Source organism: Hyphomonas sp. UBA3601 (assembly GCF_002375605.1).
In the GTDB taxonomy this organism is placed as follows: domain Bacteria; phylum Pseudomonadota; class Alphaproteobacteria; order Caulobacterales; family Hyphomonadaceae; genus Hyphomonas.
On the sequence record NZ_DFME01000005.1, the window covers coordinates 1 to 11,779 of the forward strand.

Sequence of the window (11,779 nt, forward strand, 5' to 3'; positions counted from 1 at the left end):
GGCCCATTGCCCTGCTGCAAAAGTGCCCAGATGGCCCAGACCAGCGCATCCACCCGGTCAGGCGATCCGCGAAACCCTTCCGCGCCGAACTGGCACATCTGGTCTTCCAGCGTCGGCAACAGGCCGACATGCGCCACCCGCCCCTGCTCATACAGCGTCGCCACAGGCGCGGCCCGTGCGCGCTTGCCCAGCCGCGCATGCACCAGCCGCACCGGCACATCCGCCCCGGCGCTTTCCAGCACCTGCCGCACCATTTCGCCGCCCTGATTGGACTCGGCGATGATCTCCCGCGCGCCAACCTCGCGGCACACCGCAACCGCTCGCCTCGCCCAGTCGAGCGGCCTCAGGCCCGGCGCTGACGCATCGGCCAGCACATAGGCGACCCCGTCGCGCACGCCCGCCGCAATAATCCCGCAGGCATCCGCCGCAGGCCCGCTCGTTGCGGGCGGGTCCACAGCCACGATCACATCTTCCAGCATGGGCGGCGCGCTCACCCGCGCCGCATCAATCATCTGCCTACGGAACAATGCGCCTTCGGCATCTTCCAGCAATTCGCCATGAATTTCCTGCCGGGCCAGCGCGCTGCCCCCATAGGCCGCCTGCATCGCCGCCACGAACCCATCTGACAGATTCTCCGCATTCTCGGCCATGCTGGCCTGACGCACCAATGTCCCCGGCCCGGTGAGCAGACCCTTGAAGAAATCCGTCGGTCGCGGCGTGGTCGTCGCCATCACGCGCGGGTCCGCGCCCAGCCTCAGCCCCATCTGCAACGTGTCCCACACGGCCTGCCCCCGCATCCATGCGGCGATCTCGTCACACCAGGCCACATCAAATTGCGGCCCGCGCAAACTGTCCGGATCTTCGGCAGAGAACACATGCGCTTCCGCCCCATTGTCAAAGCTCAGGATCCGCCGGCTGGGCGAGTAGTGTGGGCGGCGGCACTTCAGCGGCTCGATCCATTTCAGCCCGCTCGGCCCATCGATCATCACTTCGCGCACATCGTGCAGGGCGGGTCCCACCAGCGCCGCCCGGTGACACCGCCCGTGAATCATCGACCAACGGAGCCATTCGGCCCCCGCCCGCGTCTTCCCAGCGCCGCGTCCGCCCATGAACACGAAGCTCCGCCATCCGCCCGGCGGCGGCACCTGTATATCGCGGGCGTGCAGAATCCACGGATTCTGGCTGACCAGGCTGCACTCCCATTCCGCCAGCGTGCTCCAGTCGTTGCTCTGCGCCGCCTGACGCGCCCTTTGTTTGAAATCCGGCAGCAAGGGCGTCCAGCCGGCATTGCTCAGCGGCTGGAGAGAGTTCGTCTTCGGCGTCTTCGCCCGTTTCGTCTTCGTTGGCACGTCCGGCAATCCGCACATCCTCATCCCCTTCCCAAGTCGCCACCGCCATTTCCATCCGCCGGATTTCCGCCGCCAGCCGCATGATCAGGCCACTCAGCGCGCGCAACTCCTCCGGCGTCACATCCGCCGCCATCATGCGGTCCACTGCCATGTCGTGCGCTTCGCTCAGCGACAGGCGCTGGCGCTCCAGCGGTCTCTCCGGAGCGTCGAGCCCATTGTCCCGGATCACACGCCAGACTGTGCTGGCGCCCCGGCCAACCTGCGCCGCGATCTCCGCCATGCTCCGCCCCAACAGGCGCTGGAGCCGGACCTGCCGGATCAGGCGTTGACGATGGGGCTGTCGGATCATTCGGGCCTCCTGCGGTGAGAGGGGCAATGTCGCATGGGTGCGGACCCCGTCGAATTCAGGCTCCGAAAACCCTCAAGCTTTCGGGATGATTCGCCTGCTCAACCTCAGAGCGACGCCAATAAGTGTTGCGGGAAAAGCACGAATTTTTCCCCGCATGGCAGGCACTTGCCCCATTTTCCTAAGAATTCCGGGGGCGTCATAAAAACATTACGCATCTGTCATCCAGCCGTAACTCTGGCGTGGGACGGGGCCGCAGTTTTCGAAGCGTAGACTTCTTAATACGGATTCCCAGAGCAAGGACGACCTCCCATGACCTTTACTTCCCGCAAGCTCCTCCTGATCGGAGCTGCCACTGCTGTGATGGCGCAGGCTGCTGCCGCCGACATCCTGAAAGGGACCGTGACCGATGCGTCCGGCGAAGCTGCGCTGCAGGGCGCGATTGTCACGATCGAGGAACTGGGCCGTACCGCCTCGTCCGACCGGTTCGGCAAGTATCGCTTCACCAGCGTCCCGGCCGGCGACTACACGGTCAGCGTCTCCTATGTCGGCGCGGACATGGTCACCGACACAGTGTCGATCTCTGGCGACACCGATTTCAGCATCCAGCTTGGCGGCGATGTGCGCTATCTCGACAACATTCTCGTTGTCGGCTCGGCCGCGGCCCAGGCCGGTGCGATCAACCAGCAGCGCGCCTCCGATGCCATCATCAGCGTCATCGACTCCGACGGCCTCGGCAACTTCCCCGACACGACCGTGGCGGACTCGCTCGCCCGCGTGGCTGGCCTGTCCATCGAGAATGACCAGGGCGAAGGCCGCTATGTCTCGATCCGCGGCATCAACTCTGACCTGATCTCAGCCACCATCAACGGCGTGCGCACGCCGTCTCCGGAAGATCGCCGCGGCGTCTTGCTGGATGGTGTGCCATCTGACCTTCTGGACGGTATCGAAGTCCAGAAATCCCTGACCCCGGATGTCGATGCCGACACAATCGGCGGCGTCATCAACCTCAAGACCATCTCCGCCTTTGACCGCGACGGCCAGTTCATCCGCGCCAAGGTCGAAGGCTCCTACAATGAGCTGACCGAAGACGTCTCCCCGAAAGCCACGCTGACCTATTCCAACGTGTTTGGCGACAAGCTCGGCGTTGCGGCCTCCATCAACTATCAGAGCCTCGGCATTCAGGCCCATAACAACGAAACCGGCGGCTGGGGCTTCGACGACGACCTGAACGCTTTCATTCCGAACGATGATTATGAAATGCGCTGGTACGACCTGACGCGCGAGCGCGTCGGCCTCGTCTTCAATGTCGACTACCGCATGACCGAGAACACTGAGCTCTACCTGCGCACATTGGTCAACGAATACACGGACGACGAAGTCCGCAACAAGTTCGAGTTCCGCGACCTCGCCGAAGAAGGTGTTAGCGTTGACGGCAACCTCTACAACTTCAACTTCGCCGAAGCAGACGTCGAAGTCCGCCAGCGCGAAGAGACCCGCAAGATCCAGACCTATGCGCTGGGCGGCAAGACTTTCGCCGGCAACTGGACCGTCGATTACGAAGTGTCCTACGCCTATGCCGAAGAAGACGATTCCAACAATCACGACGTAGCCTTCCGCTCCGACGACATGGAAGGCGATGGCATCGTCGTGTGGGACAACTCCGACCCGCAGAAACCGAAGCTCTCCGGCACGGGCATCGATTTCCTGTATGACCCGGCCAGTTATGAAATGGACGCCTACGAGCAGGAGTTCACGGTCAACGAAGACACTGAATGGGCCTACAAGCTCGACCTGACCAATGACACCGTCCTCGGCAATACGCCCGTGACCTGGAAAATGGGTGTGAAGGTCCGCGACCGCGAAAAGGTCCGTGACGAGAACCTCTTCATCTGGGAACGCGACGATGTCGCCCTGACCGATTACATCAATGCCAACAGCCAGATTTCCGGCTGGCGCATGAACAACCCGATGTTCGAATGGCCGAGCGCCGGCCTGACCCGGGCCCTGCGCGGAACCTTCACCGCCGATGAGCTGGACGAAGACGGTACGAATTTCGACAGCCTCGCCGGTGACTACACAATCGACGAGATGATCATCGCCGGCTACGGCATGGGCACCTTCCAGATCAACGACCTGACCGTCGTTGCCGGGGCGCGTATCGAAGCCACCGACGTATCAACCACGGGCAATGTCTTCTATGAAGGTGGCGATCCAGACCAGGTCGGCACACGCCAGTTCGACGATGAATATGTCCACGTCCTGCCGAGCCTGAACCTGAAATATGCCTTCTCCGAAAATGTCGTCGGCCGCGCAGCCTATTACGCTTCGCTGGTCCGCCCGGCCTTCGGTGAGATGCGCCCGACAGCTGCCTTGAATGATGACCGCGACGAAGTCGAAATGGGTAACCCCAATCTCGACCCGTACGAGGCCAACAATTTTGACCTGTCGATCGAATACTACCCGACCAAGCTGTCGGTCCTGTCGGCTGGCTTGTTCTACAAGGACATCCGCAACCCGATCTTCGGCGCCACCTATGACATTGACCAGCTGCCAGGCTCCATCGATCTGGGCTTCCTTGGCGATGCCGGTGCGGACATCGAAGAAGTCGCCACCTACATCAATGGCGAGACCGCCACGGTGCAGGGCCTCGAACTCAACTATGTCCAGCAGCTCGACTTCCTGGGCGGCTTCTGGGAAGGCTTCCTCGCCTCCGCCAATGTCACCATCGTTGAATCCGAAGCGTCCGTCCCGGACGAAGAGGATGTGGCCCAGACCCGCGACGTGCCGCTGCTCAAGCAGAACGACCTCATCTGGAACGCCTCCATCGGCTACGACAAGGGCCCGTGGGATCTGCGCATCTCGGCCAATTTCCGCGATGACTATCTCGACGAGCTGTTCGGCGCCGATCTGGACCGCTACACCAGCGATCACCTCAGCGTCGAAGCGTCAGCCAAATACGACGTCAACGACAACCTCCAGATCTATGTCGAAGGCAAGAACCTCACCGACGAGCCGGAATACTATTATCACGGCGCAGAAAGCCGTTTGTCTCAGTATGACGAATATGGTGCCCGCTATGTCATCGGTGCCCGCCTGACCTACTAGGCTGGGTTGACGAGACTTACCGAAAGCCGGGCGGGGAGCGATCCTCGCCCGGTTTTGTTTGAACGCATGGCACTCAGCCAAAAACCTGTGCATCTGCAATCGTTTGGGTACATTTTCCTTGCGTTAGGGGGTGCACCCGGTGTTTTTCCTGCTAGAAGGATACAATTAGCGGGAGAATTTTTCATGAAAGCACCAATTCTGGCTCTGGCCGCCCTGATCGCGGTATCCGGCTGCGCCCTCAAAAAGAAAGAGGGCTACTCGGTCGCCGATGCGTCCAATGACGAGAACATGATCTGTGAGCGCGTAGCGATCCCGGGCAAAGTCTATCCTGGCAAGATCTGCATGACTGCAGAACAGTGGGCCCGTCATGAGGCTCAAGGTGAGAAAATGGCTGGTGAAGCCCAGCGCGGTGCATTGCGGACCCCGGCGCCAGGTCAAGGCACCTGAGCCAAGTTCGACAAGATCACTATCCGGGAAAAGCAGGCCAATTGGCCTGCTTTTTTCATGTCCGACAGACGCGCATCATGGCACATTTGTGAAAACTCGCCCGCGCGTCTTGATCTTGCGCCGGACGCAGGGAATACCGACCCGAACCCTGTTTGTCCCAGCCCCTGAGGAGTGTTCATGAAACGCTATATTCCCCTCGCCGCCCTGCTTCTGTCTGCCTGCGCCACAGAGCCTGCCCAGCAGATTTACGCCATCGACACTGCGCCCATCCCGGCATCTATCGAAACGGCGCCCATGACAGGCACAGGCGACAAGGCGGACGATCCGGCTGTCTGGGTGAATGTCGCAAACCCGGCTGACAGCCTGGTGCTCGGCACCAACAAGGATGAAGGCCTCCACGTCTACAATCTCGCAGGCGAAGAGCTTCAATTCCTTGATGTCGGCCGCGTCAACAATGTCGACCTGCGCGGCGATGTCGCTGTCGCCTCGAATGACGAAACCAATTCCATCAGCTGGTTTGCCATCGACCCGGTCACCGCCACGGTCAGCCATGTTGGCGACACGCCAACACAGAAAGACGAACCCTATGGCATCTGTGCTGGTCAGGTCGGCACCACCTATTACGCAATGCCCACTTATAAGGACGGCATGGCCCAGGTCTGGTCTGTCCAGACCGACAAGATGAGTGAAGGTCCGGAGCTGGTCGCTGAAATCCAGGTTGGCCAGTTCGGCCAGCTTCAACTGGAAGGCTGTGTATTTGACGAAGCCAATGGTCAGGTCTTTCTCGGTGAGGAAGAGCACGGCATCTGGAAACTCGACCTGAATGACTGGTCTGCCGCCCCGGTCAGCGTCGACACGATCGCCGCACAGAATGGCCTGGTCGCCGATGTTGAAGGCATGGACATCTGGGCCGGTGCAGATGGCGCGGGTTACCTTGTTGCGTCGTCCCAGGCCGCAGACCGGTTTGTCGTCTATGACCTGAAAGCCCCTCATGCGCCGCGCGGCGTCTTCACCGTAACGGCCAATGCCGACGGCTCCATCGACGCTGTAACGCATACGGATGGTCTGGATGTCAGCTCTGCGGCGCTGCCGGGCTTCCCGAAAGGCATTCTCGTCGTTCAGGATGATGGCAATCCGGCCTCCGGCGTCGACCAGAACTTCAAGCTGGTCGACTGGTCCCTGATCGAATCCGCCCTCGGCCTCGACTAAGTCTGAGCGTTACCCCAGAGTCACGAAAGCCCGCCCTCCGGCGCATTGGAGAGCGGGCTTTTTCGTTTGCGATGCACAGGGCCTGTCAGGCAGCCCTGGCAGCGAGGATGGCCTCTTCCACGTCGCGCAACCTGTCCTTGCCGAACCACATCCTCTCCTTCACGAAGAAGGTGGGTGAGCCGAAATTGCCGCGCTCGACGGAGGCCGTGGTGTTGTCCACCAATTCCTGCTTGATCCCGGAATCCTGCGCCGTGGCCATCAAGGCGTCTGCGGGCAAATCCGCTGCGGCCAGAACCCGTCCGATCGTTTCAGGATCATCCATCTTTTGCGCGCCCTGCCACATCGCAGCGTAGATCGCGTTCACATAGGGCTTGAACACGTCCAGATGCTGCGCCGCCACGGCGCCGCGCATGATCGCCAGCGTGTTGACCGGAAAATGCGGGTTCATCGCGAAGGCCTGGGTCAGGCCATGCCGCTCGATGAACCGCATCATTTCGAGCCGCTCATATTCCGGTTTGTTTCGAATACCCGCAAACGCCATCACCGGGGACTGATTGCCTGTCGCCTTGAACACACCGCCCAGCAGAACCGGCACATAGGTGAAGCTCACTCCGGTGCGCGCCTCCACGTCCGGAATCACCTTGTGGCTGAGATAAGCATTCGGGCTGCCGAAATCGAAATGGAATTCAACGCTCACATCACGCATCACCATGTCTCCCCATAGGGACGGATTTCCTGTTCGAAGGTCCAGGCTGTTTCCGGTTGCTGGAACAATTGCCAATAGGCATCCGCGATGGCTTCGGGTGGCATCAGGCCCGGCGGGTTGTCTGGCCCACCTGCCTGCCTGATCCGTTCGCGCACCCATTCGGTATCGACGCCAGCGTCAATGATGAGATGGGCCACGTGGATATGCCGGGGCCAAAGTTCGCGCGCCATGGATTCGGCAACGGCGCGCAATCCGAACTTGGCCGCGGCAAAGGCGGCGTAGCCATTCCCCCCGCGTCGCCCTGCGGTTGCACCGGTAAAGAAGATCTTGCCCTCCCCATGCTCAAGCATCAGCCGCGCAGATTCGCGCCCCGTCACGAAGCCGGCGAAGCAGGCCATCTCCCAGACCTTGCGGAACACGCGATCCGTCGTCTCAAGTATGGGAAAATTCACATTGGCCCCCACATTGAAAATGGTAAGGGCGAGCGGTGCCAACGCGTCCGCTTCGGCAAGGAAAGCGGTGACATCTTCTGGTTCGCGCGCATCCAGAGATCGGGCTGAGATCCTGCCACCGGCCGCCTCTATCTCGGCGACCAGAGGCTCAAGCTTGTCGCCATTGCGCCGGCCTGCCACGACCAAATACCCCTCAGACGCGAATTTTTTCGCAATGGCCGAGCCAATATAGTCGCCTGCCCCCACAATCGCGACGCTTTTGTCCAAATGCGCCATGTCGCGCCTCCTTCTTGACCTCTGGTCTTCTCATTCAAGTTATGTGTATATGCACACTTAATGGCGTCGCGGTAAATCCCCCAATCGTCGACGACCTAGAAAATCAGTGCAGGACACGCGTCATGCTGACGGACAAGACAGACAAGATCCCGCTGTTGGAAGACCTCCGCCACAGCCCTCACGTGTGCATGGCTGAGGCGGCACGCGCCGCAAATCGCGCGCTTGCCCGTCATTACGGTGCCTATCTGGACGGAGCCGGCATCGCTCCCGGACAGGCCTCTCTTTTGATGCAGCTCTACTATCTGCAAGATACCTCCGTCGCCGATTTCGCAGCGCGCATGCGCACCGAGCGCACAACCATGGTCAGAAACATCGCGGCGCTTGAACGTACAGGCCAGGTCGAAACCTTCACGCCAGAGGGCCTGCGCGCGCGCCATGTCCGCCTGACCGATCAGGGACGTGCCTTGCTGACCGACATCGTCACCCGATGGAATGATGCCCAAACGGCGCTCAAGGCAAAGCTTGGGGCAGCGCAATGGGACGCTCTCATCAGCGCGCTGAACATGCTTGGAAACATAGATACTCACAATACAAACGATTGAAGCAGAGTTCAGACAATGCACTAGACATGCACTGGCCGCTCGATTTTGGTCCCATGAGGAAGGTCTGAAAAAATCGGTCGATTTCGCTGTGGACGCCAACACGCTCTACCCCATCTATCTTCTGTCACAGAATGGCGGAGAGCTGCGTCACGAGTTCACGCCCACGGGAATCGCCTATGACTTGCGCATCGATGGCAAGCTGGTGGCGCCTGCGCCGAGCGCAGAGACCGCACTGGTCAAGGGTGCTGCCAGCTCGCAACACCGGCGGGGCATACTGATCCGCCCCGACACCACTCACGCCCCCGCTGGCAAGTACACAGACCGCCTGACACTGGTGATCGTCGGGGATTAGGGCGGCTTCGGTGCCTACCCTACAGCCCCAACTCGCTGAGGCCGGGATAATCGTCAGGACGACGGCCCATCAGCCAGCGGAACTTTCTTTCACCTGCCGAGATAGGAAGGTTGTTGATGCTGGCATGCCGTCGTTGCATCAAGCCAGACTCGCTGAACTCCCAATTCTCGTTGCCATATGCCCGGTACCATTGACCGGTGCGATCGTGAAATTCGTACGCATATCGCACAGCAATCCGGTTGTCAGAAAAGGCGAACAACTCCTTGATCAATCGATACTGGATCTCTCGCCGCCACTTGGCAGTCAGGAAACTGACGATTTCGGCGCGACCATTGATGAAGAGGTCGCGGTTTCGCCAGATACTATCCTCGGTATAGGCCAGCGACACTTTCTCGGGATCCTGCCCGTTCCACGCATCTTCGGCGAGGCGAACTTTCTCGATAGCCGTTTGCACTGTGAAAGGAGGTAAAGGGGGGCGCATATGGGGCTCCTGCAATATCTGAAGGGAAGAATGCGGCCGGACGCACCGCCCGGCCGCCAATGAAAGGATCAGAGATCACCAACAGCCTTGTGCTGGATGGATGGCCAGGTCTTTTCAGCGCGTTTGAGAATCTTCACCTTATCTTTCTTGTATTTTTCAAAGACGTCTGCGTTCACGAACAGGTAGAGCTTGCCATCGACAATGTCTGCATAGTGAGGATCACCGTCGAACTTCTTGCCAAGGGCGACAGCATAAGCGCAGAAGCCACCATATTGCGGGGCAAAGCGCACCGGATCAGTCTTGAATTTGCGAGCCGATTCCGCAGACGCGAAATAGTAGGCCACGCCATCTTCAACAACCGTATGCGCGGCGTCGCCTTCGGCGACTGCGTTATAGGTGGTCAGGGCGACTGCGTCGACGCCGTGCAGGCCCAGGGGAACGCCCGCTGTCGTTACGCCGTTCGACACATTGTATTCGTCTTCTGCAAAAGCGGGCATTGAGGCCGACATCGCAATCGCGATGGCCATACCGGTGAGATAAAGTTTCTTGGTCATGTCAGATATCCTTGAGGGGTGAATGCCAGTCATCTGGCGGAACAGGCCGATCGTTCAGGGGCTGCGCGCAGGAGTACGCATTTTCGGGCGGCGGGAGGCCTGCAAATATCCGCCGACGAAACAAGAGGGCGCCCAGCTGATGGGTGTGGGTGGGTGAGTTCAACTGGGCGCCAAGGGAGCCATCCGGGGAGAGGGCGCAGGAAAGATGGCTCCGAAGCTTATTTCTTGTAGGCGGATCTGATCGCCTTCACCGTGTTGGCGGTGTTATCAACGGCACTGGCAATCATTCGAAAATTGGTGAGGGATGCGTCATAGCCGTTGTAGTGCTCTGTGATGGCTCCGGCCGTTGCATCAGTCACAACCATGACCTCGAAACCTGATTCGATCAGGCTGCGCATGTGGGACTCCGTACACAGATTTGATGACATTCCTGCAAGAATGACCTTGTTGATGCCGGCTTTACGCAGCTGGAGCGCAAGGTCATTGCTATCCGGGCCATAGACTTTGTGCGGGCTGGTCACCACCGTCTCGCCATTCTCGATATAGGGCTTGTACTGGTCCAGCCAGTCAGCACCAGACCCTTCGAATCCTTCAAGGTTCAAGGCGGATGGACGGTCGAACATGCCGTCGTTGCATCAAGGTCTCGAGCGTGCCCTCGAAGAGCCACTCATGATCGTGCTCATAATAGTAATGCGGAGAGACGAATACGGGCATGCCGGTTTGCTCGGCAACCGCGAACAGATCGCCGATATTTTCGACGGTGCCGTTCTCTGTGATGCTTTGCCCGACCACGCCCCAAGTGACGCCGTCAGGAGACAGGAAATCATTTTGCGGATCGGTGACAACGATGGCTGTACCATCCGTGGTCACCACAAATCCTGGCATGGGCAAGCCATCATTGACCGGCGGCATCTTGGCCGACGCCGGGCGGGCGCCTTGGCTCTCAGCTTCGGCTGCAACGCCGATCAGGGCAATGACAGCCGTAGCCGTCGCGATGAACTTGAGAAGCGCTTGTGGCGTACTGGGTGAATTCAACATTGGTCTTTTTTCCTCGCGGCTGTTGGGTCTGGTGGTCCAGTTTGCCAGCCCGGCGGGGAGATACTCCCGGTCTGGAGCGTCACCCTGAGCTGATCTGTACTCATCGTATGAGGGGCGACGATGAGCGTATTGACCGGTCGCGACATCCTGTTGACTGGACGCGACAATCCCTTTGGCGCAATGTGAAAGCGTGAGGTGCGATGGGGATCGCGCCCTTGGCGGGAAGGCCAAAGCGGGGAGCGCGCGGGAGATGGCAACAGTTTCAACCGTCTTCGTATTGAGGATCATTGAGCGGCTCAGCGACCGGGTGGATCGGGACATGTTGTGCCGTGTGGCCGGACTCGACCCGTCGCCATCGGCCGGCCCGCCGCCCGCCATGATCCACGCCGCCAATTATTACAGCTTGCTGGAAACCATCGCCGAGACCGAGACACCGGATATCCGCTTCCTGCTCGGCGTCAGCATGTCGGCCACCTGCTCCGATTTCGGCGCTGTGGGCCTGGCCTGGAAATCGGCACCGACGCTGCGCCAGTCCTTCCTGCGGATGGACCGCCATGCGCGCGCCTACAATACGGCCTCGACGTTCAAACTGTATGACAAGGGCGACACATTCTGGTGGACGCACCGGCGGCCGGACACGCCGCGCCTCGGCCTGGACCTGTCGAGCGAGGGCGCGCTGGCCACCTATGTCACGCTGTGCCGGGAGGCGACCGGCCCGAATTCGAAACCGGGCGCGGTACAGTTCTGCCACCCGGAACCGGCCGGCTCGCGGGAGCTACTGGAGGCACACTTTCGCTGTCCGATCACTTTCGGGGCAGACATTGACGCACTGATCATCCCGGCCGAGCGGCTCGACAAG

At 60.3% G+C, this 11,779-nt stretch carries 11 protein-coding genes and 1 pseudogene; 6 read left to right on the top strand and 6 right to left on the bottom strand.

Features of this window, described 5'->3' with window-relative positions; translation table 11 throughout:
* On the bottom strand, nt 1-1,109 hold a 1,109-nt coding region (locus B4F73_RS00190; protein WP_290482233.1), incomplete at its 3' end, for a DNA-packaging protein.
* Nucleotides 1,110-2,007: 898 nt separating this feature from the next.
* Between B4F73_RS00190 and B4F73_RS00195 the strand changes: the two genes are divergently transcribed.
* The 3 genes from B4F73_RS00195 (at nt 2,008) to B4F73_RS00205 (ending at nt 6,459) form a co-directional block, all read left to right on the top strand.
* Complete coding sequence (locus B4F73_RS00195) at nt 2,008-4,803, top strand: TonB-dependent receptor (RefSeq protein WP_290479713.1); 2,796 nt, start codon at nt 2,008-2,010, stop codon at nt 4,801-4,803.
* A gap of 183 nt (nt 4,804-4,986) precedes the next feature.
* On the top strand, nt 4,987-5,250 hold the full coding sequence (locus tag B4F73_RS00200; RefSeq protein ID WP_206991026.1) for a hypothetical protein: 264 nt from the start codon (nt 4,987-4,989) through the stop codon (nt 5,248-5,250).
* A gap of 177 nt (nt 5,251-5,427) precedes the next feature.
* Complete coding sequence (locus tag B4F73_RS00205) at nt 5,428-6,459, top strand: phytase (RefSeq protein ID WP_206991027.1); 1,032 nt, start codon at nt 5,428-5,430, stop codon at nt 6,457-6,459.
* 85 nt (nt 6,460-6,544) lie between these two features.
* Here the strand turns inward: B4F73_RS00205 and B4F73_RS00210 are convergent, their stop codons facing one another.
* Nucleotides 6,545-7,165 carry a 2-hydroxychromene-2-carboxylate isomerase gene (locus B4F73_RS00210; protein WP_290482234.1) on the bottom strand — a complete coding sequence of 207 codons (621 nt, stop codon included), beginning with the start codon at nt 7,163-7,165 and terminating at the stop codon, nt 6,545-6,547.
* Nucleotides 7,165-7,893: an SDR family NAD(P)-dependent oxidoreductase gene (locus B4F73_RS00215; protein WP_206991030.1), complete on the bottom strand. Its 729-nt coding sequence runs from the start codon at nt 7,891-7,893 to the stop codon at nt 7,165-7,167. The genes B4F73_RS00210 and B4F73_RS00215 overlap by 1 nt, the downstream gene beginning before the upstream one ends.
* Before the next feature lie 122 nt (nt 7,894-8,015).
* Between B4F73_RS00215 and B4F73_RS00220 the strand changes: the two genes are divergently transcribed.
* Both B4F73_RS00220 and B4F73_RS00225 read left to right on the top strand, forming a co-directional pair.
* A complete protein-coding gene (locus B4F73_RS00220) occupies nt 8,016-8,495 on the top strand; it encodes a MarR family winged helix-turn-helix transcriptional regulator (protein WP_206991031.1) in 480 nt (159 codons plus the stop codon).
* 88 nt (nt 8,496-8,583) lie between these two features.
* Nucleotides 8,584-8,847 carry a hypothetical protein gene (locus B4F73_RS00225; RefSeq protein WP_290482235.1) on the top strand — a complete coding sequence of 88 codons (264 nt, stop codon included), beginning with the start codon at nt 8,584-8,586 and terminating at the stop codon, nt 8,845-8,847.
* Nucleotides 8,848-8,866: 19 nt separating this feature from the next.
* On the opposite strand, the gene B4F73_RS00230 is transcribed toward B4F73_RS00225, so the two are convergent.
* The 3 genes and pseudogenes from B4F73_RS00230 to B4F73_RS16700 form a co-directional block, all read right to left on the bottom strand.
* On the bottom strand, nt 8,867-9,328 hold the full coding sequence (locus B4F73_RS00230) for a DUF1348 family protein (RefSeq protein ID WP_206991033.1): 462 nt from the start codon (nt 9,326-9,328) through the stop codon (nt 8,867-8,869).
* Between the two features lie 68 nt (nt 9,329-9,396).
* Nucleotides 9,397-9,882: a YHS domain-containing (seleno)protein gene (locus B4F73_RS00235; RefSeq protein WP_290481587.1), complete on the bottom strand. Its 486-nt coding sequence runs from the start codon at nt 9,880-9,882 to the stop codon at nt 9,397-9,399.
* A gap of 218 nt (nt 9,883-10,100) precedes the next feature.
* A pseudogene (locus B4F73_RS16700) lies at nt 10,101-10,794 on the bottom strand (cysteine hydrolase).
* A gap of 376 nt (nt 10,795-11,170) precedes the next feature.
* Between B4F73_RS16700 and B4F73_RS00250 the strand changes: the two are divergent.
* Nucleotides 11,171-11,779 (top strand): AraC family transcriptional regulator ligand-binding domain-containing protein (locus B4F73_RS00250; protein WP_290482238.1); only part of this gene is annotated, 609 nt, incomplete at its 3' end.

Excerpts from the sequence above, each read along its gene's own strand:
- B4F73_RS00195 (WP_290479713.1), top strand. The coding sequence starts at position 2,008 with ATGACCTTTACTTCCCGCAAGCTCCTCCTGATCGGAGCTGCCACTGCT.
- B4F73_RS00200 (WP_206991026.1), top strand. The coding sequence starts at position 4,987 with ATGAAAGCACCAATTCTGGCTCTGGCCGCCCTGATCGCGGTATCCGGC.
- B4F73_RS00205 (WP_206991027.1), top strand. The coding sequence starts at position 5,428 with ATGAAACGCTATATTCCCCTCGCCGCCCTGCTTCTGTCTGCCTGCGCC.
- B4F73_RS00210 (WP_290482234.1), bottom strand. The coding sequence starts at position 7,165 with ATGCGTGATGTGAGCGTTGAATTCCATTTCGATTTCGGCAGCCCGAAT.
- B4F73_RS00215 (WP_206991030.1), bottom strand. The coding sequence starts at position 7,893 with ATGGCGCATTTGGACAAAAGCGTCGCGATTGTGGGGGCAGGCGACTAT.
- B4F73_RS00220 (WP_206991031.1), top strand. The coding sequence starts at position 8,016 with ATGCTGACGGACAAGACAGACAAGATCCCGCTGTTGGAAGACCTCCGC.
- B4F73_RS00230 (WP_206991033.1), bottom strand. The coding sequence starts at position 9,328 with ATGCGCCCCCCTTTACCTCCTTTCACAGTGCAAACGGCTATCGAGAAA.
- B4F73_RS00235 (WP_290481587.1), bottom strand. The coding sequence starts at position 9,882 with ATGACCAAGAAACTTTATCTCACCGGTATGGCCATCGCGATTGCGATG.